Origin of the sequence: Fusobacterium sp. (assembly GCF_032477075.1) — a bacterium.
Lineage (GTDB): Bacteria > Fusobacteriota > Fusobacteriia > Fusobacteriales > Fusobacteriaceae > Fusobacterium_A.
This window is the reverse complement of sequence record NZ_JAWDXO010000007.1, coordinates 72,686-96,571: the sequence shown is the minus strand read 5'-3', so window position 1 is coordinate 96,571 and position 23,886 is coordinate 72,686. Positions and strand designations below refer to the sequence as shown.

23 protein-coding genes are annotated in these 23,886 nt (G+C 28.7%); 2 read left to right on the top strand and 21 right to left on the bottom strand.

The annotated features are described in order from the left end of the window. Positions 1-119: 119 nt before the first annotated feature. The 18 genes from E6771_RS04985 to E6771_RS04900 form a co-directional block, all read right to left on the bottom strand. Positions 120-656 carry a toxin-antitoxin system YwqK family antitoxin gene (locus E6771_RS04985; RefSeq protein ID WP_316090037.1) on the bottom strand — a complete coding sequence of 179 codons (537 nt, stop codon included), beginning with the start codon at positions 654-656 and terminating at the stop codon, positions 120-122. A 24-nt stretch (positions 657-680) separates the two neighbouring features. After that, positions 681-1,103, bottom strand: coding sequence for a hypothetical protein (locus E6771_RS04980; protein WP_316090036.1), 423 nt, complete (start codon positions 1,101-1,103; stop codon positions 681-683). Between the two features lie 12 nt (positions 1,104-1,115). Further along, positions 1,116-1,433 (bottom strand): hypothetical protein, encoded by a 318-nt coding sequence (locus E6771_RS04975; protein WP_096401761.1) that lies wholly within the window; start codon positions 1,431-1,433, stop codon positions 1,116-1,118. Position 1,434: 1 nt separating this feature from the next. Then, positions 1,435-1,884: an RNA polymerase sigma factor gene (locus tag E6771_RS04970; RefSeq protein ID WP_316090034.1), complete on the bottom strand. Its 450-nt coding sequence runs from the start codon at positions 1,882-1,884 to the stop codon at positions 1,435-1,437. Positions 1,885-1,950: 66 nt separating this feature from the next. Next, positions 1,951-2,382 (bottom strand): hypothetical protein, encoded by a 432-nt coding sequence (locus tag E6771_RS04965; protein ID WP_316090033.1) that lies wholly within the window; start codon positions 2,380-2,382, stop codon positions 1,951-1,953. Further along, positions 2,382-3,431, bottom strand: a complete 1,050-nt coding sequence (gene ispG, locus E6771_RS04960; RefSeq protein WP_316090032.1) for a flavodoxin-dependent (E)-4-hydroxy-3-methylbut-2-enyl-diphosphate synthase — start codon at positions 3,429-3,431, stop codon at positions 2,382-2,384. The genes E6771_RS04965 and ispG overlap by 1 nt, the downstream gene beginning before the upstream one ends. 52 nt (positions 3,432-3,483) lie before the next feature. Then, on the bottom strand, positions 3,484-4,521 hold the full coding sequence (locus E6771_RS04955) for a M23 family metallopeptidase (RefSeq protein ID WP_316090031.1): 1,038 nt from the start codon (positions 4,519-4,521) through the stop codon (positions 3,484-3,486). A gap of 1 nt (position 4,522) precedes the next feature. Then, positions 4,523-5,761, bottom strand: a complete 1,239-nt coding sequence (gene rho / locus E6771_RS04950) for a transcription termination factor Rho (protein ID WP_316090030.1) — start codon at positions 5,759-5,761, stop codon at positions 4,523-4,525. Positions 5,762-5,778: 17 nt separating this feature from the next. After that, entirely contained in the window at positions 5,779-7,089 is a 1,311-nt protein-coding gene (gene miaB / locus E6771_RS04945) for a tRNA (N6-isopentenyl adenosine(37)-C2)-methylthiotransferase MiaB (RefSeq protein ID WP_316090029.1), read from the bottom strand. 266 nt (positions 7,090-7,355) lie between these two features. Beyond that, complete coding sequence (locus E6771_RS04940) at positions 7,356-8,021, bottom strand: 3-oxoacid CoA-transferase subunit B (RefSeq protein WP_316090028.1); 666 nt, start codon at positions 8,019-8,021, stop codon at positions 7,356-7,358. Positions 8,022-8,038: 17 nt separating this feature from the next. After that, positions 8,039-8,686, bottom strand: coding sequence for an acetate CoA-transferase subunit alpha (gene atoD, locus E6771_RS04935; protein WP_316090027.1), 648 nt, complete (start codon positions 8,684-8,686; stop codon positions 8,039-8,041). Between the two features lie 21 nt (positions 8,687-8,707). Beyond that, a complete protein-coding gene (locus tag E6771_RS04930; protein ID WP_316090040.1) occupies positions 8,708-9,364 on the bottom strand; it encodes an N-glycosylase/DNA lyase in 657 nt (218 codons plus the stop codon). A gap of 7 nt (positions 9,365-9,371) precedes the next feature. Next, entirely contained in the window at positions 9,372-10,751 is a 1,380-nt protein-coding gene (locus E6771_RS04925) for a short-chain fatty acid transporter (RefSeq protein WP_316090025.1), read from the bottom strand. 143 nt (positions 10,752-10,894) lie between these two features. Further along, positions 10,895-12,301 carry a HAMP domain-containing sensor histidine kinase gene (locus E6771_RS04920; RefSeq protein ID WP_316090024.1) on the bottom strand — a complete coding sequence of 469 codons (1,407 nt, stop codon included), beginning with the start codon at positions 12,299-12,301 and terminating at the stop codon, positions 10,895-10,897. 26 nt (positions 12,302-12,327) lie between these two features. After that, positions 12,328-12,993, bottom strand: a complete 666-nt coding sequence (locus E6771_RS04915) for a response regulator transcription factor (RefSeq protein ID WP_316090023.1) — start codon at positions 12,991-12,993, stop codon at positions 12,328-12,330. Positions 12,994-13,021: 28 nt separating this feature from the next. Next, positions 13,022-13,600 (bottom strand): metal-sensing transcriptional repressor, encoded by a 579-nt coding sequence (locus E6771_RS04910; protein WP_316090022.1) that lies wholly within the window; start codon positions 13,598-13,600, stop codon positions 13,022-13,024. A 15-nt stretch (positions 13,601-13,615) separates the two neighbouring features. Continuing rightward, positions 13,616-16,087, bottom strand: a complete 2,472-nt coding sequence (locus E6771_RS04905) for a heavy metal translocating P-type ATPase (protein ID WP_316090021.1) — start codon at positions 16,085-16,087, stop codon at positions 13,616-13,618. Beyond that, entirely contained in the window at positions 16,087-16,284 is a 198-nt protein-coding gene (locus E6771_RS04900; RefSeq protein WP_316090020.1) for a heavy metal-associated domain-containing protein, read from the bottom strand. Before E6771_RS04900 ends, E6771_RS04905 begins: the two co-directional genes overlap by 1 nt. A 486-nt stretch (positions 16,285-16,770) precedes the next feature. Here E6771_RS04900 and E6771_RS04895 point away from each other — a divergent pair, with 486 nt between their 5' ends. Together E6771_RS04895 and E6771_RS04890 are read left to right on the top strand one after the other, a co-directional pair. Further along, entirely contained in the window at positions 16,771-17,499 is a 729-nt protein-coding gene (locus E6771_RS04895; protein ID WP_316090019.1) for a glycerophosphodiester phosphodiesterase, read from the top strand. A gap of 32 nt (positions 17,500-17,531) precedes the next feature. Beyond that, positions 17,532-18,893 (top strand): amino acid carrier protein, encoded by a 1,362-nt coding sequence (locus E6771_RS04890; protein WP_316090018.1) that lies wholly within the window; start codon positions 17,532-17,534, stop codon positions 18,891-18,893. A 100-nt stretch (positions 18,894-18,993) separates the two neighbouring features. Here E6771_RS04890 and E6771_RS04885 read toward each other — a convergent pair whose 3' ends face one another. The 3 genes from E6771_RS04885 to E6771_RS04875 all read right to left on the bottom strand — a co-directional run bounded on the left by E6771_RS04885 (position 18,994) and on the right by E6771_RS04875 (position 23,870). Next, positions 18,994-20,175 (bottom strand): MalY/PatB family protein, encoded by a 1,182-nt coding sequence (locus E6771_RS04885; protein WP_316090017.1) that lies wholly within the window; start codon positions 20,173-20,175, stop codon positions 18,994-18,996. Between the two features lie 17 nt (positions 20,176-20,192). Further along, a complete protein-coding gene (malX, locus tag E6771_RS04880) occupies positions 20,193-21,728 on the bottom strand; it encodes a maltose/glucose-specific PTS transporter subunit IIBC (RefSeq protein ID WP_316090016.1) in 1,536 nt (511 codons plus the stop codon). 366 nt (positions 21,729-22,094) lie between these two features. Further along, positions 22,095-23,870: a BglG family transcription antiterminator gene (locus tag E6771_RS04875; RefSeq protein WP_316090015.1), complete on the bottom strand. Its 1,776-nt coding sequence runs from the start codon at positions 23,868-23,870 to the stop codon at positions 22,095-22,097. Positions 23,871-23,886 lie beyond the last annotated feature (16 nt).

Below are 23,886 nucleotides of genomic sequence, written 5' to 3'. Positions count from 1 at the left end.
TATTCGATTAAATATATCTAATATGAAGCTAAAATAATTAATATTTTTTATTTTTTCAACAAATTTATCAAATTATAATTTCCTAAGAAATAAAAAAGGACTGATTTTCTTTCAGTCCATTAGTTTCTATCTAAATTATTATTTGGAAAAATATCCTTTGCTGTCTCTTCATCATTTTCATATTGGAATCTTACTATATTTCCATCATTTTTATAAAATATTCTTTCTTTTATTCTTCCATTCCCATAAAATTTAAAACCTACTCCAGTCTTTTTTCCTTCATTAAAATGACCTAATTCCTGCAGCTTAGAATTTTCATCGAAAATTATATAATTTCCTTCCTCTTTATCATTTTTATATATGACTCTATATTTTAGCTGACCATTTTCATAAAAATAGAAATATTCTCCATCTTTTTTATCTTCTTTATATGAAATTTTTTCTTTTATATTTCCATTTTTATAAAATATAAACCAGTCCCCTAACTTTTTATTATTCTTAAAAGTTCCTTTTTCATATATTTTTCCATTCTGATAGTATGAAAAATATTCACCTGTAACTTTATCCCACGAAATTTTATATGCTTCCTTTCCAAAAATAATACTGCTCATAAAAAATGTAGCTGTAATGAGTATTATATATATAATTCTTCTCACTGAAACACACCTCATTAATTCTACTTACTTGTTATTTATTAATCTTTGCTCATCATTTATTCTTCTAATAGCTATATCTCTAGCTCTCATATATTGTTCTTGAGTTATATATTTCTGCATTTCTATTTGACTTCTTATTCTATCCTTTAATATAGAAGCTTCTATTTGTCCCATTTTATCAAAAAGTCTATCTATTTGTTCAAGATTACTTTCTGGTCCTTCTAATACAAATTTGTTAACTTCCAATTCAAGTTGCTTTTTTTCTAATAGTAACATTTTATAATTTGTGCTTACTTTTCCTACCATTCCTTTTGCTTTTTCTATATTTTCCTGTGAGACTCCAACTTTTTTAAAATCTTCATCAGATACAATTCCTAATCCATCATTATTTGCAAATACTAGAGAAGAAAAGATAACTATAAATACGCTGCTTAAAAATTTTCTCATTTCTGTCCTCCACTAAATTTGTACTTCTAATCCAAATAAATCATCTGTATTTAAATCTATTTTTTTGTCATCAAAAATTGAATTATTAAAAATATGATCTAAAGTGATATCTTCTTTTAAAGCTTTATTATCAGTGAAACTTCTATTAATTACATACTTATCTATTCCTGTCATAGGTACTTCTTTAAAAAGCATCTGATAAGTTGAACTTGTAAAAATTCCCAATACAAATAAAGATAATGAAAATACTCCTCTTCTCTTATTTTTCCTTTTTTCCTCTTCTAAAAGAGTTTTATATATATTAGCTCTTACTCTGTCTTTAGGTGTCATACTAATTTCCTCCCATATCTTTAATAGCCTTATAATACATTGATTTTACTGTAGATATATTCATCTCTTTCATATCAGCTATTTCTTTAAGCTTATAACCATATATGTCTTTTAAAACCACTATCTCTCGTTCTTGCAAAGAAAGTTCTTTTAGCCGTTCCTCTAATATAAGAGGTGTGTCTATATCAGAATTACATTCAAGAGCCAGTATCTCTTCGTTTATATCAAGCTCCACTTTTCTCTTTCTGAAAAAATCATATATCTTATTTATAGCTATCTTATATATCCAAGTATAGATATTACTATCTGCTCTAAATTTTTTCAGATTTTTATAAACACTCATAAAGACTTCCTGAGATATATCCTCGGCATCTTCAGGATTCTTTACTACACCTAATATTTTGTAATATATCCTATCAAAATACTGTTCAAAAATCTCATCAAAGTTCATTATATTTTTATCCCTCACAAACTGTTATATTAATTAGACGATATAAGTTGCAAAAAAGTTTAGTTTTTAAAAAGATTTTTTACTGTTTATTCTTCCACCTACACTTATTTCAAATTTATTTCCCACTAAATCTACTGTTGTATCATCTTGAACATTTATTATTTTTGTAGTAGTGATATTTCTATTTAAATGACTTCTTCCGCCACCATTATCATTATCTCCCTTGCTTCTTCTAAAAGAAAAATCCATAATTCCTCTTATCATTGGAGTTTCAGTGTAAGAAAGTCTATATTCACCAGGTTCTACATAATAGGGAACTCCTGAATCTAAAAATATCTTTCTGACTTCTACACTTTGTATTTCATTTCTATCATAATTAACAATAAGAATTTTTCTTCCTTCTATTTTATCAAGAGATATCTCATGGCTACTTTTTATTGAAGTACATCCTGTCAGAACTATTACAAATGATAAACTAATTAAATATTTTATCTTCATTATTTTTCATCCTCCATTATCAATTTTTTTAATTCTATCAATATTTCAGATTCTTTTACTTTTTTTACAATTTGTCCCTTTTTAAAGAGCACTCCTTCACCTTTTCCACCAGCCACACCATAATCAGCTTCTCTAGCTTCTCCTGGTCCATTTACTACACACCCCATGACCGCTATCTTTATTTTACGATTTTCTTTTCCAAACTCCTTTTCTACTTTTTTAGCAAGACCTATTAAATTTATTTCAGTTCTCCCACAAGTAGGACAAGAAATGATCTCTACTCCTGTTTCTATTAATCCCAATACTTTTAGAATCTCTTTTGCTACTTTTATTTCTTCTACTGGATCTTCTGTTAAAGATACTCTGATTGTATTACCAATTCCATCTATTAAGAGTGACCCTATTCCTATTGATGATTTCACTGTTCCTTGAAATGCTGTTCCTGCCTCTGTTACTCCTAAATGAAGAGGATAATCTGTTTTTTTGCTGATTTTTCTATAAGCTTCTACCATCATTTTTACATTACTTGACTTTAGAGACACTATTATATCATAAAAATCATTTTTTTCTAATAAACCGATATGATACATTGCACTTTCTACCATAGCATCTGCAGTTGGACTTCCATATTTTTTTAATATTTCTTTTTCTAACGAACCAGAATTAACTCCTATTCTTATAGAGATACTTTTCTTCTTGGCTTTTTGAACTACTCTAGTTACATTTTCATCATTACCTATGTTTCCAGGATTTATTCTAAGCTTATCTATCCCATTTTCCATAGCAGCTAAAGCAAGTTTATAATCAAAATGTATATCCGCTGCTAAAGGAACTGAAACTCTTTTTTTTATCTCTTTTATCGCTTCTGCTGCTTGCATATTATTTATAGTCATTCTCACAAGCTGGCAACCTGCATCTTCTAATTTTTTTATTTGAGCTATAGTAGCTTCTATATCACTTGTTAGAGTATTAGTCATAGATTGAATAACAATATTATTGCTGCCACCTATCATTATATTTCCTACTTTTACTTCTCTTGTTTTTTTCATTTTCCATCTCCTAAACAAAGAAGTCCTGTTTTTAACAGGACTTTTCTTATTTTTATTTTCTTGTTAAATGACTCATAGGATTTTCTGTTTTTCCATTTTTTCTAACTTCAAAATGAAGGTGAGGTCCTGTTACTCTTCCAGACATTCCTGTTTTTCCTATTAATTCACCTTTATTAACATTTTGTCCAACTTTTACCCCAATTTTATCTAAATGAGCATATCTTGTTTCATAGCCACTAGAATGTTTTATTATTATTATTTTTCCATATCCATTCATATATCCAGCATAACTTACTTTTCCTGCTTGGGCTGCACGTAAAGGTACATATCTAGCTTTCAAATCAACTCCAGCATGAAATATATATCTTTTTAAAACTGGGTGAAATCTACTCCCATATGGACTATTTATTCCTTTATATTCAACTGGAAATCTAAAACCTGCTGTAGCTACTGTTATTCCACCTTTTCCTGAATTAGCAAGAACTCTTATATCTGGATTTTTTAAAAATATATCTTGTCCAACTTTAAGATTTCTTGCATCTACATTATTGTAAGCTGTTATATCATCAAGCTTCATTTTAAACTTTGAAGCTATTTTAGACAAAGAATCTCCTTTTTGAACTTTATAAAATATTCCATTTTCAGAAACAATAGTCAATTTTTGGCCTATCTTTAAATTTTTTACAGAAACATTAGGATTATTAGCAAGGAGCATATTCATTGTCATTCCGTTTGCTTCAGCAATCTCAGAAATTGTATCACCTTGTTTTACTATATATTCACTCTTTATAGGTGTAATAATTTGATTTATTGCAGCTTCTCTAATTTTTTCTCTATCTGTCCCTGTATTCTCATCATCTTTTTTATCAAACCCTATTGGTTTATATTCATTAGCAAAATTATATTCTTTTTCAAAAGTATAAAAACTGTCATTAAGTAAAGTAACTCCACCATTAATTTCTTCATTAGTATCATAGTAATCTGTAAATTTTTTTAGATCCACCACTTCTTCTTTGAAAGGACTAGCAAGCTCTATTCCAAAATAAAAAACAACGGCTAATATTATAAAAACTTTTATTTTAGATTTCATTTTAGTCTTCCCCTTTTTCATAAAATTCCAAAAGCTTTTTATTACTTTCTGTATTAAATATAGTATCTATAAGTTTTCTTGAAGCTGTAGCTCTATCATACTGAGCTAAATATCTTCTTATACTCCAAATACTTTCTAATTCACTTTTTGGTATTAAAAGTTCTTCTTTTCTAGTTCCTGAACGTTGAATATCTATGGCTGGAAATATTCTCAATTCAGCTAGATTTCTATCTAAATGTATATCACAATTCCCAGTGGATTTAAATTCTTCATATATTATATCATCCATTTTACTTCCTGTATCTACAAGAACTGTAGCTATAATAGTCAAGCTTCCTCCTTCTCTTATATTTCTAGCTGTTCCAAAGAAGTTTTTTGGATAATACAAAGCTGTAGGATCAATCCCTCCTGATATCAGTTTCCCACTTGAAGGAATAACTATATTATATGCTCTTGCAAGTCTTGTAAGAGAATCCATAAGTATAACTATATTTTCCCCATTTTCAACTTTCCTTTTTGCTCTTTCTAATATCATTTCTGTGACTTTTATATGATTTCTTGGATCTTCATCAAATGTAGAAGCAAATACCTGAGCTCCTATTACTGATTCTTTTATATCAGTAACTTCTTCTGGTCTTTCATCTATTAAAAGTATCCATACATCTGTTTCTTTATTCTGTTCTATCATAGAGTTTGCTATACTACTTATAAGCATAGTTTTACCCGCTTTTGGCGGAGCTATTATTAAAGCTCTCTGCCCTTTTCCTATTGGTGCTATAAGGTCTATTATCCTTCCTGAAACATTTTTTCTGTCAGTCTCCAGAATAAATCTCTCAGTTGGATAAGATGGTATAAGATCTTCAAATGGTACCCTTGATTCAGCAGCCTCTAAAGTTCCACTATTTACTAATAAAACTCTTCTTAAAGCATAATTTTTTTCATCATCTGAAGGTTCTCTTACTTCTCCAACTACTATATCTTCAGTTCTTAACTTAAATTTCCTTACTTGTGAAGCTGATACATATACATCCTTTTCTACACTTGTATTTCTTAAAAAACCATATCCATCAGGCAGTACTTCCAGACTTCCCCAGGCAATATCTAGTCCTTCTTTTTCTTCAATATCTTTTTCTATCAGCTCTTTTAATTCAGATTTTTTTATTCCATTTTTACATTCCAATCCTAATTGCTTTGCTATCTCTTGAAGTTCTTTTAAAAGAAATCTATCCAACTTATCCATATCCACCTCAATCAATCTTAATCTACAATTTCACCATATAAAGTCCATGTTTTACAATCATTTATTTTTACATTTGCAAAAGTTCCCTCTAAAGTTTTATCCCCTTTAAAAAGAACTATTTTATTAGTTGAAGTTCTTCCAGTGAGAACATCTTTATTCTTCTTACTCTCTCCTTCTACTAATATTCTTACTGTTTTTCCTCTATAAGTTTCACTCTCAGCTAACGAACAACTATTTTGAATTTCTATTAATCTTTGAAGTCTCTCTTTTTTTATTTCTAAATCTATTTGCTCCTTCATATCAGCTGCTTTTGTTCCTTGTCTTATTGAATACATAAACATAAATGAATTTTCAAACTGTATTCTTTTTACTACATCTAAAGTATCTAAAAAATCTTCTTCACTCTCTCCTGGAAACCCAACTATTATATCAGCAGTAAGAGCAACTCCTGGTATTTTTTCTTTTATTTTTTCTGCAAGAGCTATATATTGTTCCTTTGTGTATCCTCTATTCATCATTTTTAAAATTCTTGTAGAACCTGATTGTAATGGAAGATGCAATGATTTTGCTATTTTATCATTTTTAGCTATGACATCTATCACTTCATCTGAAAAATCTCTTGGATGAGGAGAAATAAATCTTACTAAAAAATCTCCTTCTACTTTACATATTTCTTCTAAAAGCTTTGCAAAATTATCTCCATTTTCAAAGTCTTTTCCATAAGAATTTACATTCTGCCCTAAAAGTATTATTTCTTTATATCCTTTTTCTACATATTGTTTTACATCATGTATTATTTCATTTAAAGGTACAGATCTCTCTCTTCCTCTTACATATGGAACAATACAGTATGTACAAAAATTATTACATCCATAAGTTATTGAAATTGAAGCAGTTTTTTTCGAATCAAAATCAGCATCCAATCTTGGAGGCAATTCATCTTCACAGTCAGTATAAATTATATGTTTATTTGTTTTATGCTCTATATCATCAATAGCCTGAGGGATTCTTCCTATATTCTGATTTCCCATTATTATGTCTATTTGAGGAAACTTTTTTAAGAGTTCTTTTCCTTGTTCTTGTGCAAAACATCCAGTAATTCCTATAATACTTCCTCTCTTTTCTTTTATATGCTTTAGTTCTCCTAATTTTCCATATATTTGTGTTGCTGCTCCTTCTCTTACTGTACATGTATTAAGAAAAATTGCATCTGATTCATCTATATTTTCAGTTATTTCATATCCTATATTTTGAAAAATTTTCTTTATTTTAGCACTTTCATTTACATTCATTTGACATCCATATGTTATAATCGATGCTTTTTTCACTCTATTCCTCCTAAAACTATTGCTGCTTATGTCTATTTTTTTATTATAACAATTTTTTTACTGTTTTACAAACAATAAAATAAAAAAAGTATTATCTTTTTATAATAATTACTCAAATTTTTTTCTAAACAAAAGAATATTTAAAATAATCTTTTAAATTTTAACATTTCTTTATGGCTTAAGTGTGTCAAAAAATTTTGTTTTAAGAAAAAATCTCCCTTTAAATTTTTCTAAAAGGGAGATTAATATTAACTAATTTATTTTAATTAAAGTGATAATATTTTTACATTATCAGCAACTTTTAATTCTGCTCCTGTTGACGCTTTTATATCTTCTATTGAAGAATAAGGACTTACTTCAGTAAGAAGTAATCCCTCTGGAGTTACTTTTATAACACCTTTTTCAGTGATTATCAGGTTTACTTGATTAGCAGCTGTTAGCGGAAGATCACATTTCTCAAGGATTTTTATTGCTCCTTTAGCTGTATGCTCCATAGCAACTATTACTTCTTTAGCTCCAACTACTAAATCCATAGCTCCACCCATTCCAGGAACCATTTTTCCAGGAACCATCCAGTTTGCTAAGTTCCCTTCTTTATCTACTTGAAGAGCTCCAAGAACAGTAACATCCACATGTCCTCCTCTTATGATCCCAAATGAAGTACAAGAATCAAAGAATTGTGCTCCTGGGAGAACAGTTACAAATCCTGCTCCAGCATTTACTATATCTTTATCTTCTTTTCCAGGTTCTGGAGCTGGCCCTACTCCAATAATTCCATTTTCTGACTGGAATACAACATCTATTCCTTCTGGTACAAAGTTAGCTACTAGTGTAGGAAGTCCTATTCCTAAGTTTACTACATACCCATCTTTAAATTCTTCTGCAACTCTTTTTGCAATATATTCTCTTACTAATTTTTTATCTAATTCCATTTCTTGCTTCACCTCTCCTATTTAACTATGTAGTCTACGAATATTCTAGATGTCATTACATGATCTGGGTCAATTTCTCCCACTTTTACTAATTTTTCTGCAAAAACTATAACTGTATCTGCTGCTGTTGCCATCATTGGGTTAAAGTTTTTAGTTGTTTTAGCATAAATAACATTTCCTAATTCATCAACCACAGAACCATTTAAAAGTGCTACATCAGCTCTTAGAGGTTTTTCTAAAATATATTTTTTCCCATCTACTGTAAGAATTTCTTTCCCTTCTTCAACAATAGTTCCTATTCCAGTTGGTGTTAAGATTCCACCTAATCCATTTCCCCCAGCTCTCACTCTTTCAGCCAATGTTCCTTGAGGAGCTAGTTCAACTTCCATCTCACCAGACTGCATTTTTCTTCCAGTTTCTGGGTTTGTTCCGATATGAGAAGCAATTACTTTTTTGACTTGATTATTAACAACAAGTCTTCCAATTCCTCTGTCTGGAAATCCTGTATCATTACCTATAACAGTAAGATCTTTTACACCTTTAGCTATTAAAGCATCTATTATTTTTTCAGGTGTTCCCACTCCTAGAAATCCCCCAATAAAAACTGTCATTCCATCCTTTACATGAGATACAGCTTCTTCCATTGAAACTAATTTGTTTTTCATTTTGCCCTCCTAACACTTATTTTATTTAAATATTTCTCCGGCTTCCTTGTACCATAGAAGTAAATCTAAACTATCCATAGATATATCTACATAATCACAATAAGCTCTCATCTTTTCTTCGATCTCTAAATACAATTTAGGAGTCAGAGATTTTGGAACTTCTTCCAACACTTCTAATTTTACTAAATTTTTCAGGATATGTCTATCTAAAATCGAAATTTTCTTTCCAAATCCGACGTTTCTTAGAAAATGACTAGCTTCTTTATAAGCCATTCCTTTAATATTTTTTACTATCCATTCTCTTTTTTCATTCACATCAGAGATACTATCGAAAAAATCCCTTGTTATTATTTTTCCATCTTTATCTTTCATCTGTTCTCTAAGGGTAACAAGATATTTTGCCTTATTATTTTTAAATCTTACTATATTTAGATATTCTACCATTTCTTCATTAGTTCCATTGAATAAAAGTTCATTATCTCTAAGTGTTGTAATAGCTTTCCATGCATTTACTGCTTTAGATTGAGGCGTGAGGATACAAAAAGAAAGCTCAGTGTGGATATCTTCATTACTCCCTTTTTTCCATATATCACTAAATTCTTTTAATCTTTTCTCTATTTCATCTTTTTTTTCTTCGTAAATTTCTTTTATTTCATAAAAATATGCATTTTTTTTCATTTTCATCCTAGAACAATAAAAATCCTGCTGAAATTACTACTCCTGAGCAAAGTAGTACTATTAAACAGTATCCCATGATATCTTTAGCACCTAATCCTGCAATACCTAACGCTGGTAGAGCCCAGAATGGCTGTATCATATTTGTCCATGCATCTCCCCAAGCAATAGCCATAGCTGATTTAGCTGTAGAAACACCTATTTCAACTCCCGCTGGCATTACAATTGGTGCTTGAACTGCCCACTGCCCACCTCCAGAAGGTACAAAAAAGTTTACTATTCCTGCACTTAAGAATGAGAACAATGGAAATGTTTTTGTTGTAGAAATATTTACGAAGAAATTAGACATTAATATAGCTAGTGATGACCCATCAGCATTTGCTCCTGTCATAATACCCATAATTCCAGCATAGAATGGAAACTGCAACAATATTCCAGCTGCTCCTTTAGTTGCTTCACCAAAAGCATTTATGAATTTTCTAGGTGTACCATGAAGAAGTATTCCTGTAAATAAAAATATAAAGTTAACTAGATTAAGATTAAGGTTGAATCCTTTAGTAATAAAATATTGAAGAATATAGGCCCATCCCATTACTCCTAAAATAATAGAAACAATTTTACTGTTTTCTATTTTTTCAGCTGGAGTCATATTTTTACGAAGTAAAACTTTTTCTTCAGGTTCTTCCAATAACTTTGGATCAACAGTAACAACTTCATTATCAGCTGGGTACATAGCTCTATTTATCAATGGAAGCATTATAACAAGTGCTCCAACAATGAATAAATTCATTGGTGAGAATAAAGTCATACTTGTTGGTATATTTTCAGTTACAGCTCCAGCAGTTTGTTTAGAAAGAGCAGCTACACTATCACTAGCTACTTGCAGTGGAATAGATCCAGATAATCCTCCATGCCACACTAAAAATCCTGTATATGCTGAAGCTATTAGAAGTCTATAGTCAACACCTTTTACTTTTTTAGCTATTTCTTTAGCAAAAATAGCTCCTATAACTAATCCAAATCCCCAGTTTAGTATACACGCTATAGTTGAAACCAATGTTACTACAACAATAGCTTGCTTAGGACTAGACAGTTTAGATGCCATACTTGATAATATTTTTTTAAATACACTTGAACTAGCCATTGTATGTCCAGTTACAAGTACCAATGCCATCTGCATTGAAAATGATAATAATGACCAAAACCCATTTGTCCAATGTCCTATAACTTTCATTGGTGACTGTTTTGTAAAAATAACTGCTCCTATAAACACTATAAATGTTAGCATTGCACAGAAAATATATGGATCTGGCAAATATTTTTGCATTAAAAAAACGCAGAAAGAGGTGAATCTTTTAAATACACCTTGTTTAGTTTGTTGATTATTCATTTCATTCCTCCCTCATAATCCTTAAATTGAAAAATCAAATTTTCTATATTTAAGTATATACTTAACACTATGTAAAGTCAATATATTTAAACATATATATGACACAAATACTTCACTATACTAAAATTACCTTTATTTCTGTTTTATACTTCTTCAGCTTCTAATTCTTCATCATTATAGATATCTTTTATATCATCTGTTCTTTTAGCTAGCTCAAACCAGAAATTTACAATCTTCTCTTCTGAAAAATATACTCCAAATTTACTTTTATGATTTTCTAATATTCCCCTTACAATAGATAGACCCAATCCATGTCCATCTCTGTCTCTAACTTTATCCAGTCTATAAAAGGGAGTCCAGATACTGTCTAGATCTCCTTCAGTTAATCTATCTGTCTCATTACTCACAATTATTCTCTCTTTATTTCCAAGGTCTTCTGCAGTTATAATTATATCTCTTTCCCCAGAAGAATACTTTAAAGCATTTACTATCAGATTATCCAATACCCTTTCAATATATTTTTCATCACATAAAACAAAAATCTCCTTACTGCCGCTATAAATTATTCTTTTGTACTTAGAGGAATATTTATCTCTTATATCCTTTATTATTGGATAAAAATTTATCTCTTCTATATCCATTTTAAAATATCCTGATTCCATTTGTGATATCAATAAAAGCTCCTTAACCAACGAATCCATTTTTAAACTTTCTTCTACAATAACTTCACAATAAAAGTTTTTATCTTCTTCATTTGCAATATTTTCAACTAGCCCTTGAGCATATCCCTGTATTATTGATATAGGTGTTTTTAGCTCGTGGCTGACACTTGCAATAAATTCTTTTCTCAATTTATCCAATCTTTTTTCATTTTCAATATCCAACATAAGTTTTTTATTGACTTTATTTAATTCATCTATACTTTTTTCTAATGTATCTCCCATTCTATTAATAGCATAACCCAATTCCCCTATTTCATCCTTACTATCTTTTTCAAATTTTCTATTAAAATCAAGTTCTGAAATTTTCTGAGTTATCTCCTTTATTTCCAATATAGGATCAGTCATTTTTTTAGAAAATATAAATGACATAGAAGAACCTATAACCAGAGCCAGCATTATTATTAGAAGATGATATCTTGTGGATATTTCTAAACCTTCCTGAATAAAACTAAGAGGAGTTATTATTTCAATATATCTATCACTTCTATAAGGCATGAAAAGTATTAAAACTTTTCCTCTGTAATCAAGAAGTGTTATTTCCTCAAAAACATATTCATTTTCTCTGAGTTTTTCTGCTATATCATCTATTTCTCCTTTGGAAAGTATTGACTCTGTTTCAAGTTTATACAACTCTTGATTTTTCTTTATAAGTATGGCGACATTTGAATGCATTTCAAGATTTTGAAAATCTATAACATATTTAGGATCGACAAGTATTTTTCCTAGTTCTACAAGTTTTTCTTTCTTGTTTTTTATATAGAATTTTTCCAGATAAATGCTATTTGTTACTAATAATCCTAAAATTATCATAACTACTACACTAAACATCAGGAAAAATATTTTCCATCTTATCTTCATCTGTCTCCTTCGAATTTATATCCAAATCCTCTTACTGTCTGGATAAAATTATCTCCTATTTTTTTTCTTAATCTTTTTATATGTGTATCCACAGTTCTGGAATCACCAAAATAATCCCAACCCCATACTGAATTTAAAATCTTTTCTCTGGATAAAGCTAATCCCTTATTCTCTATAAAGAAATATAAAAGATCATATTCTTTAGGAGTCAATTCGAGTATTACATCTCCTAATTTTACTTCTCTTTTGGATGTATCTATGATGAGATCTCCAAATTCAAGATATGTTTTATCTACTATTTTTCCATCTCTTCTTAACAGAGCTTTTACTTTTGCAACTAATAATTTAGGATTAAAAGGCTTTATCATATATTCATCTGTTTCAAGTTCAAATCCAAATAACTGATCACTTTCATCTGCTCTAGCTGTAAGCATAATAATAGGAACTTGAGATTCTTCTCTTATTTTTCTGCACACACTCCAACCATCTATTTTTGGCATCATTATATCCAGAATAACAATATCATATGTAGTTTGAAAAAATAGCTCCAATCCTTCTTCTCCATCTCCAGCTTCATCTACACTGTATCCTTCTCTCACAAGGTAATCCTTTATGAGTTTTCTTATTTTCCATTCATCATCTACTACAAGTATTTTTTTCATAAAGCCCCCTAACCATAAAATCTTTTCCTTACTTTATCATCTTATTTAGTGTATATAAAAGTTCTGTAATGACTTTGTCTTCATTTCCTGATTTTATATCTCTTACTATACAATTTTTAATATGTGATTCAAGCACCAACTTTGATACTCCATCAAGTTCTCCTTTTACTAGGGATATTCCATTAAGAACTTCATTGCAATGCTCTTCTTCTACAAGTTCTTTTATTTTCCCTACCTGTATTTCTATTTTTTTTATCATTTCAGGTAAATTTTCTTTTACTTTTTTGTTTGTTTTATCAATCATTTTATTTAGTGTCTGTACAAGTTCAGAAATTATTTCATCTTCTGATCCTGCTTTTATATCATTAACTACACAATTTCTTATATGTGACTCAAGTATCAATTTTGATACCCCATTCAAAGCAGATTTCACAGATGATATCTGATTAAGGACATCATCACAGGCAATCTTATTTACCAGCATTTTTCCTATTCCTCTTATTTGACCTTCTATTCTGTTTATTCTAGACTCTAACTTTCTTTTAAATGCTGGGCATTCTTTACTCATACACTCACCAGATATACAAGTTCTCTTTAATTTTTCCATCTTTAATCTCCCTTGTTACTGCTTTTTAAATTTTTTAAGTCTCAATGCATTAGTCACTACTGAAACAGAACTCATAGCCATTGCTCCTCCAGCTATCATAGGATTTAAAAGATGACCTGTAAAAGGATAAAGTACTCCAGCAGCTATTGGTATTCCTAATGTATTATATATAAAAGCCCAGAATAAATTTTGTTTTATATTCCTCATAGTAGCATTACTCAAATCTATTGCTGTCAGTACATCATTTAAATTTCTTTTCATCAAAACTATATCTGCACTTTCCATAGCAATATCTGTTCCTCCACCTATGGCTATCCCTACATCAGCCTGTACAAGTGCTGGTGAATCATTTATTCCATCTCCTACCATAGCTACATTATATCCCTCTTCTTGTAATTCTTTTACTTTCAGATATTTATCTTCTGGTGTTACTTCAGCAAATATCATATCTATTCCAACTTGTTTTCCTATTGCTTCAGCTGTTATTCTGTTATCTCCAGTAATCATTCCTATTTTATATTCTCTTTGTTTCAACTCTTTTATAGTATCTATAGCTTCTTTTTTCACTACATCAGCAACTGCTATTATCCCTAAAAATTTTCCATCTATAGCCATGTACATTGGAGTTTTTCCTTGTGATGCCAATTCATCCAACTCTTTTTTCATAGTTATTTCTATATTTTTAGTTTTCATTAATTTGGCATTTCCTATCAAAACTTCACTTTCTTCTATTTTACCATATACTCCCTGTCCAGTTATAGAAATAAAATCATTTACCTGTGGAAATACAAGTCCTCTATTTTTTGCTTCTTCCACAATAGCTTCTCCCAATGGATGTTCTGAATGAAGTTCAAGAGCCCCAGCTATTTGTAATGTGTCATTTTCTTTATACCCTTCTTTAGTCAATATGTCTGTTACCTTAGGTTTTCCTTCTGTTAATGTTCCTGTTTTATCAAAAACTACAGTATTTACTTTATGGACTTTTTCTAGAGCTTCCCCAGATTTTATTAATATTCCTAATTCTGCTCCTCTTCCTGTTCCTACCATTATAGCTGTTGGTGTAGCAAGCCCTAATGAACATGGACATGCAATTACCATTACAGAAATAAAAATAGTAAGAGCAAAAATAGAAGGAGTATTATTTATTTCCACAATACCTTGACTTCCTAAATAGTACCAAATAATCCCTGCTGCTGTTGCTATAATCATTACTATTGGAACAAAATAAGCTGATACTTTATCTGCTATTTTAGCAATAGGAGCTTTTGAACCTTGAGCATTTTCTACCAATTTTATAATTTTAGATATTACAGTATCTTTTCCAACTGCTGTTGCTTCTATTTTTAGACTTCCATTTTTATTGATACTAGCTCCATAAACTATATCTCCTGATGTCTTATCTATTGGAATACTCTCTCCTGTAAGCATAGATTCATCTACAGTACTATTTCCATCTATTACTTTTCCATCAACTGGAATACTTTCTCCAGGTTTCACTAAAAGAACTTCACCTTTCTCTACTTCTTCTATATCTACCTGTACTATTTCTCCATTTCTTACAAGATTAGCTTTTTTGCTTTTCAAACTCATAAGTTTCTTTATAGCTTCTGAAGTTTTCCCTTTACTTACACCTTCAAGATACTTTCCTAAAAGTATAAGTGCAAGAATAACTACTGCTGATTCAAAATATAGAGAATGAACATAATGATAATCTCCCTCTGCTATTTTAAAAGTTCCATATATACTGTAAATCAAGGCTGAACCTGTTCCAGTTGCTATTAAAGAATCCATACTTGGACTTTTCATAAATAACTGTTTAATACCTACAATGTAAAATCTTCTTCCTATATAAACTACTGGCAAAGCAAGAATAAACTGTACTATTGCAAAATTCAGCGGATTATTATCTGGAGAAATAATAGGAGGAACTGGAAGACCTACCATTGTTCCCATAGCTATATAGAAAACAATAGCAGAAAAAATAATTGCTATCTTAAATTCTAAAAACTCTCTTTTCAAGTGTTCTTCTTTTTCTCTATCTTTTAGGTTTTCAGAAGATTCTTCATGTTTGGTTCCAGTATATCCCATTTTTTTCATTACTTCAAGAATTTCTGAAAGTTTAATAACATCTGAATCATAAACAATTTTTCCTCTGCTGTTAGCTAAATTTACTATTACTGATTTTACTCCATTAAGTTTTGAGACTTTCTTTTCTATTTTATTAACACAGACCTGACAGCTTATTCCATCAATATCTAACTCTACATCTTTTAAATCTGATTCTTCCTCTATTTCATATCCTAATTTTTTCACAGTTTCTATGATAGTCTCTTTTTGTAAAATTGTTTCATCATAGTCAACTGAAAGTTTTTCTGTAGAAAGATTAACAACTGCTTCTTTTATCCCTTCTAATTTAGATAATTTTTTTTCTATTTTATTGACACAAACTTGGCAGCTTATACCACCAAGCTGATAAGTTTTTTTCATTATTCTTCAACCTCATATCCTGCATCATCTAATGCTTCAGTTATTTTTTTAAAATCATATCCTTCTGGAATATCAACAGATGCCTCTCCAATTTTTACATCTAATAACTTTACTTCATCTAAACTTTCTAAAGCTTCTTTTACATGTGTCACACATTTCTGACAACCCATACCATCTATTTTTATTATTTTTTTCATAAATCATACCTCCATTTTTCATTATAGGGTATACCCCTATATAATAATAGCCTATTTTATGATAAAAGTCAATATATTTTAGAGAACTTTAACTATATACCCATATATTGATTTTAAAAAATTAAATATTTTATTATACTTATTTTATATTAATTATTTGAAATTTTTTCTTATTATCCTCTTATTTTTTTATTTTTTATAAAATTTTATATTTTTTATTTAAAATCAGAATTTAATTTCTATTTTAAAATATTCTATAAATCTAATTTTTACATTTGACAAAATAAGTTATTTCTGATATAATTTCAAATATTAAACATTAATTCTATATATTAGCAGAGAAAAGTGAAAGCTAAAATACCTCTATGAAAATCGTAGATTTATTTTAGTTTATTTTTTTATAAAAATATTGTAAAAAAGGTGGCAAAAGTATAAAAAATATATTATTATTTTAAGGATGATTTTTAATAATTGGAGGAAGAAAAAATGACAAAAAACTTTGCTCATAGAGGATTCAGTGGAAAATATCCTGAAAATACCATACTTGCTTTTAAAAAAGCCATAGAATATGGTGCTGATGGAATAGAACTTGATGTTCAGCTCACAAAAGATGGGGAAATAGTTATCATTCATGATGAAACAATAGATCGTACCACTAATGGTAAGGGATTAGTATCTGATTATACTTATGAAGAATTATGCGAATTTGATGCTTCATTTATTTATCATGGTCAGATGGGATTTAATAAAATTCCTACATTAAGAGAATATTTAGAATTTGTTAAGGATAATAACATCATAACTAATATTGAACTTAAAACAGGAATTTTTGAATATCATGGTATTGAAAAAAAAGTATGGAATCTTATACAAGAATATAAAGTAGAAAAAAAGGTAATAATTTCAAGTTTTAATCATTATAGTATACTTCGTATGAAAAATATAGCTCCTAATCTAAAATATGGACTTCTATCTGAAACTTGGTTAATAAATGCTGGCAAATATACCCATGATTTAGGTATTCAATGTTACCATCCTGTACACTATAATTTAATTCCTAAAGTTATAGATGAAATAAAAAAATATGGAATAGAAATAAATACATATACAGTAAATAAAGAAAGTGATATTCGTTATCTTATCGAAAAAAAGGTGGATATCATCATTGGAAATTTTCCTGATTTGACAGGAGAAATAATTAAGGAATATAAATAAATTTTTATATAATAACACTGGGAGGAGTTAATATGGACCAATTTGAATTTCTATTGGAAAAAATCAATGGTATAATATGGGGAAGATGGCTTGTTTTTATTTTATTAGGACTTGGAATACTTTATACTTTTACAAATGGTTTTATACAAGTAAGATATTTTGGATTTATAATGAAAAAAACACTTATAGAATCTTTTAAATCTAGAAATGATGAAAAAGGTGAAGGATCTATTCCTTCTTTTAAAGCAATGATGGTAACTCTTGCTGGAAATGTAGGAGGAGGAAATGTTGTTGGAATAGCTACAGCTATTACTGCTGGGGGTATGGGTGCTGTGTTCTGGATGTGGGTAGCTGCATTTTTTGGAATGGCATTAAAATATGGTGAAATAGTTCTTTCTCAATTGTATCGTGGAAAGGATTCTGAAGGAAATATATTAAGTGGACCTATGTACTATATTAGAGATGGATTAAAAATGCCTTGGCTTGGTGTTGTTATTGCAGTTCTTATGTGTACAAAAATGATGGGTGCAAATCTTGTTCAATCAAATACTATTGCTGGTATATTAAATTCTAATTATAACATTCCAACATATGCAACTGGAATAATTTTAATATGTCTTCTTATGGCTATTACACTTGGAGGTCTTAAAAGAGTTGCCAATATTGCAACTGCTCTTGTTCCTATAATGTCAATTTTTTATATATGTGCTGGATTTTTAGTTATTTTACTAAATGTTCATCAGATTCCAGCTATATTTGCTACTATCTTTAAAGAAGCATTTTCTTTAAAAGCTGTTGCTGGAGGAACTGGTGGATATGTTATGTCAAGAGCTCTTCAATATGGTATTACTCGTGGTATGTACTCTAATGAAGCTGGGGAAGGAACTGCTCCATTTGCTCATGGTTCTGCAATCGTTGAACATCCTTGTAGAGAAGGAATTGCTGGAGTTACAGAAGTTTTTCTAGACACTATTATAGTTTGCACAATTACTGCTCTTATTGTTGGAGTAACTGGTTTATATAAAACAGATACTCCTGGTTCAGTAATGGCTATTGAAGCATTTGGAACTGTCTGGTCTCCATTGAAACATGCTGCTACTTTTTCATTAATAGTATTCTGTTTCACTACTTTGATGGGGCAATGGTTCAATGCGGCTAAAAGTTTTACTTATGCTTTTGGACCTAAAGTAACTGAAAAATGTAGATATATATTTCCTTTCCTATGTATAATTGGATCAATAACTAAAATCAGCCTTGTTTGGACTATCCAAGACTTAGCCATGGGATTAGTTGTTATCCCTAATATGATAGCTCTTATCATTTTATTTCCAAAGGTTACAGAACAAACTAAAAATTATTTTTCAAATCCAAAATTCTATCCAAGAAATAAGTAATTAAAAATAAAAAATGGGATATCTGAATGATATCTCATTTTTTTAGAGAATAAATCCCTTTTCAATTAAATATTTTTTATAATTCAGTAATATACCAAAATTAATTGTTCCTATTTTCTATATACTTTACTGTTTTTTCTATTCTCTTTAATCCTTCTTCTACTTTTTTAATAGAACATCCAACATTAAGTCTAATATAATATCTTCCTTCCTCTCCATAAGTCAGTCCAGGCATTATTGCCACTTCTCCAATATTAATAAGGTTTCTTTGAAATTCATCATTTGAAATACTTAATTTTGAAAAATCTATCCATGCAAAATATGATCCCTGTGGAATTTCGCACTTTAGAACTGGAATATTTTTTTCTAGATATTCTTTTACATATTTTATATTGTTTTCTGTATATTTTACTAATTCATTTACCCAATATTCACATTTATTATAAGCTGTTATTGTAGCTATTACAGCAAGTATTGAAGGAGATGAAAGTGCATCTCTATTTTTTAATATTCTTAAAAATTCATCCCTATCTTTTTGATTTGTTATAAAAAGGTATGATCCACACAATGCTGGAATATTAAAAGTTTTTGAAGCAGACGTACATAAGACTATATTTTTCATATAATCACAGGCTTGTGATAAAATAGGATGATGTTTTCCTTTGTAGATTATATCCATATGTATTTCATCTGAAATTATAAATACATCATACTTCTTACATATTTCTATCATTTTTTTTAATTCTTCTTCAGTCCATACTTTTCCAGTTGGATTATGAGGACTGCACAAAAGAAATATTTTTGCTTCTTTACATTTTAATTCAAAATCATCAAAATCTATTTCATAGCTATCTTTAACTTTTTTTAATGGAGAAGTAAGTAATTTTCTATCATTATCTATTATTACTTTAAAAAATCCATCATACCCTGGAGTATTAATTAATACTCCTTCACCTTTTTGAGATTTCATTTCAATAAATTTAGATATTGCATAAATTACACTTGGACTATATACTACCCATTCCTTATTTATTTGAAAATTAAATCTCCTATTATACCACCCTTCAATCGAATTTTTAAAATCATCATGATTCCATCTGCTATATCCAAATATTCTATGATTTATTCTTTTTATAAGAGCATCTACTATTTCTTCTGGAGATTCCAGATCCATGTCTGATATGGTAAAAGGAAGAAGATTATCCTTTCCGAACCTATCTTTTACATAATCCCATTGAGTACAGTAAGTACCTCTTCTATCCTTTATTTCATCAAATTTCATTTTTCTCACCATTTCAATTATTTCTTCATCAATTTTTCTAATTTATTCTTTACAACATGTACTTGAGGACCTATTACAACTTGAAGGTTTGTATCATCTAATTTCACTACTGCTATTGCTCCAGTTGCTTTTATTTCATCTGAATCTACAACAGACATATCTTTTACAACCATTCTAAGTCTCGTTATACAGTTATCTAGAGAAACAATGTTATCTTTTCCTCCTAAGGCCTGTAACATTCTTTCTTCATCATATCCACCTAATTTTACATTATCTCCTTCAGTAATCACTTCTCTTCCAGGAGTTTTTAAATTAAATTTTAATATTGCATACTTAAATACTGTATAATAAACAGCAAACCAAACAGCTCCTACTAAAAGAACTAAATACCATTTTGTTCTTGTCCCTTGTAATACTCCAAATACTATAAAATCTATAAGATTCCCATCAGTATTTCCAATAGTTACTTTTAATATTCCCATCATCATGAATCCAAGTCCAACCATGATACAATGGAATATATATAAAACTGGTGATAGGAAAAGAAATATAAATTCTAATGGTTCTGTTATTCCACCAATCACACAAGCTACAAGCCCAGATACAAGAAGCCCTTTTATTTTTTTTCTATTTTCAGGTCTTGCAGTATTATATATTGCTAGTGCTATTGCCGGAAGTCCAAACATATATGATGGCATTTTTCCTTGAGAAAGAAATTTTGTCACATTAGGATCCAATATTCCATCAGCAAACTGTTTATAGAATATTGTAAGAGCCCCTGAAACCGTTTCTCCATTTACTATTGCTTCTCCTCCAGCAGGTGTAAATCTTATCATAGCAACTAATATATGATGCAGTCCAAATGGTCTTAGCAACCCTTCTCCAGCTCCAAATAAGAATGGTCCAAATGCTCCAGCTTTACCTATCATCTTTCCAACACCCATAATCATATTATTAAAGAAAGGCCAGATAAACGGAATTAATAAACTAATTATCCCTACTATTATTGCTGTTGCAATAGGAACAAATCTTGCTCCACCAAAGAATGCAAGTGCATCAGGAAGCTTAATTTCACAATATCTATCATGTATTTTATAAACAATTATACCAATTAGAACTCCACCAAGAACTCCAATATCAATACTTTGAATACCAAGAACCATAGATTGTCCTGCTGCTTTCATATTTTCAGGTGTAGCTAAAGTTCCTGTAGCCTTTAAAAAGAAATTAACTGACAGACTTGACATAGCAAAACCAACATAACCAGAAAATGCTGCTACTCCTTTATCTTGTCTTGCAAGTCCTAAAGGTATAGCCATTGCAAACATAACTGGTAGATTTGAAAATGCAAATGACCCTATTGTTGCCATGAATTCAAAGAATATTTTTAAAACCGGATTCTTCAAAAATGGAAGTATTTCTGCAGTTACTGAACTTGCAAATGAACTTCCTATTCCAAGCATAATACCACAAGCTGCTAACAATGATACTGGCAGCATAAATGTTTTTCCTAATCCTTGAAAAAATTCCCAAAAACTAACTTTTTTATTCATTTTTTCCTCCAAAATATTTTTATTTTATTCTAAAGCTATTATATATCAAGAAAATATTAAAGTTAATATCCATACTTTTTCATATTTTTTTGAAAAAAAGTTTTAGTATAAAAAATCTATAAAAAAACAGACACTATAAATTTTCCAATTTATTTTATCTGTCTTTTGTTAGATATAATACTGTAATCTATATTCTATAAATTTTTTTTATTTGGAGGAGTAATCTCAATATTTTTTGTCATTTTCAAATTTTACAAATTATTTCATACATAATGTTTGATTTTCTTAATTTTTCTATATTATTTATTGCAGAGTAAATGTAATAATTTCATAGTTATATATCTCTTCTAATAAAATAAAAAAATTTTATTCTTTTAAAAGGCTCTTTATTTTATTTATTATATCTTCAAATTTTTTCAATTTAACTATTTCATTAAGAAAATTTTTCTTCTCTATTAATCTTATAAGTTCAGATATAACTTTTAAATGCTCTATTTTATTTCGTGAGGCTAAAAGAAACAAAATATCTGCATCTTCTTCCTCTTCTACAGTTATTCCTTCTTTTGAGACAACAAGAGCTATTCCAGGTTTTATACAGTTTTCTTTTTCCTTGTCATAACAAAATAATATTCTTTTATCTATAAAAAGATATCTTCCAAATTTTTTTACCATGTCTTTTAAGTTATATATACTTTTTTCTTTTATACATTTTTCTTTCAAAAGAATATTCAATCCAACTTCTAAAGCATCTCCAAAAGTTATTCTCTTCTCAGATATAAATATACGGTTTTTTCCTAATAATCTTATTAATCCATAATCAGTTTCTTTCTCTCTGTCATCATCTATAAACATTCCAAATTTTTCTTTTATATCTTCAGCTAAAAATTCACTATCTACATCTTTCGCATTTTGTTGTACTAATTTCAATAATTCTTTCAAAGAAATTTTTTTATTTTTTTTCTGTTCCATATACTCTTCAATATATTTTGAGACATAAAATATCTCTTCATCTCTTAATGGTTCTTTAAGATTATAATTATTCTTATTTATTATTTCTTTCACTTTATTAAATAATTCTATACTTACTTCACTAAAATCAAGATTTTTATCCAAATAAAAATTATTTTTTATTCTATAAATAGCTGGAAGGAGGTATTTCATAAGCTTTTCTACTAATTCTCTATCTTTTAACAGACAAGTTCCCATTTCTATATCCATATTTTCCAATATTTTAGAAATAAATCTTTCTAATGTAAGAATATTTTCAGAAAAAGTATCATTATAGTATCCACTTAGAAAATATTCTGTAAGATGAAGTATTTCGTATTCTTGATTTTCATCTAATACTTTTTTCAAAATATTTTTTATTTTCCTATATTCTTCAAGTTTTCTCAAAAAATCACTATTGTTTTTTTGAGTAATTATATAACCATTTTTTATCCTTTCAAATGTAGCTATAAAGTATATTCCCATTATATTCTTAAATTCTCCTGTAAAATGAGCATTAAGCTTTTCTTCTATTTGATCAATTACATCTATTATTTTTTTTATATCATATTCCTTTATATATTCAGCAACTATCTTTTGTTCTTCTTTTTCGTTAAAATATTTTTTCTTTATATAAACTACACTTTTATTTTTTATTTCTATGAAATCAAGCATTTTTAATAACTTTAAATGTCTTAATTTTTTTTCTTTTCCAGTTATATACATTCTGTTATCATCACGATAAAAAGAAAGTTCAAATTCTGTAAGATATTTTTCTAAAGATTTTAAATCTTTTTTTATTGTAGTTCTACTTACTTTTAATTTTTCTTCCATCTCTGAAATTTTTACATTTTGTCTAAAAAGATAATTTATAAGGATATACTCCTCTCTTTCTTCTTGAGAAAAAACATACATATTCATGTTTAAAGTTTCAATAAAATTATCAAGCTCTTTATCATTTACTGCAAACTCAAGATTACCTTTTTTTATTATTATTTCTGACAATTTCATTTTTGTTAAATAAAAATTAATATTATCTATACTATATCTAATATTTCTTTCACTGACACTATACTTTTCAGCTAAATAACTTATTGGGGAAATATTATTATTTATCTCTTCTAAAAGTTTTATATCCCTTTTGTTTAAACTCATATTTTCCCCTCCACTA

Bases quoted from the DNA above. Each gene is read 5' to 3' on its own strand.
- E6771_RS04895 (WP_316090019.1), top strand. From the start codon at position 16,771: ATGACAAAAAACTTTGCTCATAGAGGATTCAGTGGAAAATATCCTGAA.
- E6771_RS04965 (WP_316090033.1), bottom strand. From the start codon at position 2,382: ATGAAGATAAAATATTTAATTAGTTTATCATTTGTAATAGTTCTGACA.
- rho (WP_316090030.1), bottom strand. From the start codon at position 5,761: ATGGATAAGTTGGATAGATTTCTTTTAAAAGAACTTCAAGAGATAGCA.
- E6771_RS04885 (WP_316090017.1), bottom strand. From the start codon at position 20,175: ATGAAATTTGATGAAATAAAGGATAGAAGAGGTACTTACTGTACTCAA.
- E6771_RS04920 (WP_316090024.1), bottom strand. From the start codon at position 12,301: ATGTTTAGTGTAGTAGTTATGATAATTTTAGGATTATTAGTAACAAAT.
- E6771_RS04975 (WP_096401761.1), bottom strand. From the start codon at position 1,433: ATGACACCTAAAGACAGAGTAAGAGCTAATATATATAAAACTCTTTTA.
- atoD (WP_316090027.1), bottom strand. From the start codon at position 8,686: ATGAAAAACAAATTAGTTTCAATGGAAGAAGCTGTATCTCATGTAAAG.
- E6771_RS04930 (WP_316090040.1), bottom strand. From the start codon at position 9,364: ATGAAAAAAAATGCATATTTTTATGAAATAAAAGAAATTTACGAAGAA.
- E6771_RS04890 (WP_316090018.1), top strand. From the start codon at position 17,532: ATGGACCAATTTGAATTTCTATTGGAAAAAATCAATGGTATAATATGG.
- E6771_RS04955 (WP_316090031.1), bottom strand. From the start codon at position 4,521: ATGAAATCTAAAATAAAAGTTTTTATAATATTAGCCGTTGTTTTTTAT.
- ispG (WP_316090032.1), bottom strand. From the start codon at position 3,431: ATGAAAAAAACAAGAGAAGTAAAAGTAGGAAATATAATGATAGGTGGC.
- E6771_RS04875 (WP_316090015.1), bottom strand. From the start codon at position 23,870: ATGAGTTTAAACAAAAGGGATATAAAACTTTTAGAAGAGATAAATAAT.
- E6771_RS04915 (WP_316090023.1), bottom strand. From the start codon at position 12,993: ATGAAAAAAATACTTGTAGTAGATGATGAATGGAAAATAAGAAAACTC.
- E6771_RS04980 (WP_316090036.1), bottom strand. From the start codon at position 1,103: ATGAGAAAATTTTTAAGCAGCGTATTTATAGTTATCTTTTCTTCTCTA.
- E6771_RS04925 (WP_316090025.1), bottom strand. From the start codon at position 10,751: ATGAATAATCAACAAACTAAACAAGGTGTATTTAAAAGATTCACCTCT.
- malX (WP_316090016.1), bottom strand. From the start codon at position 21,728: ATGAATAAAAAAGTTAGTTTTTGGGAATTTTTTCAAGGATTAGGAAAA.
- E6771_RS04910 (WP_316090022.1), bottom strand. From the start codon at position 13,600: ATGGAAAAATTAAAGAGAACTTGTATATCTGGTGAGTGTATGAGTAAA.
- E6771_RS04905 (WP_316090021.1), bottom strand. From the start codon at position 16,087: ATGAAAAAAACTTATCAGCTTGGTGGTATAAGCTGCCAAGTTTGTGTC.
- E6771_RS04970 (WP_316090034.1), bottom strand. From the start codon at position 1,884: ATGAACTTTGATGAGATTTTTGAACAGTATTTTGATAGGATATATTAC.
- E6771_RS04900 (WP_316090020.1), bottom strand. From the start codon at position 16,284: ATGAAAAAAATAATAAAAATAGATGGTATGGGTTGTCAGAAATGTGTG.
- E6771_RS04940 (WP_316090028.1), bottom strand. From the start codon at position 8,021: ATGGAATTAGATAAAAAATTAGTAAGAGAATATATTGCAAAAAGAGTT.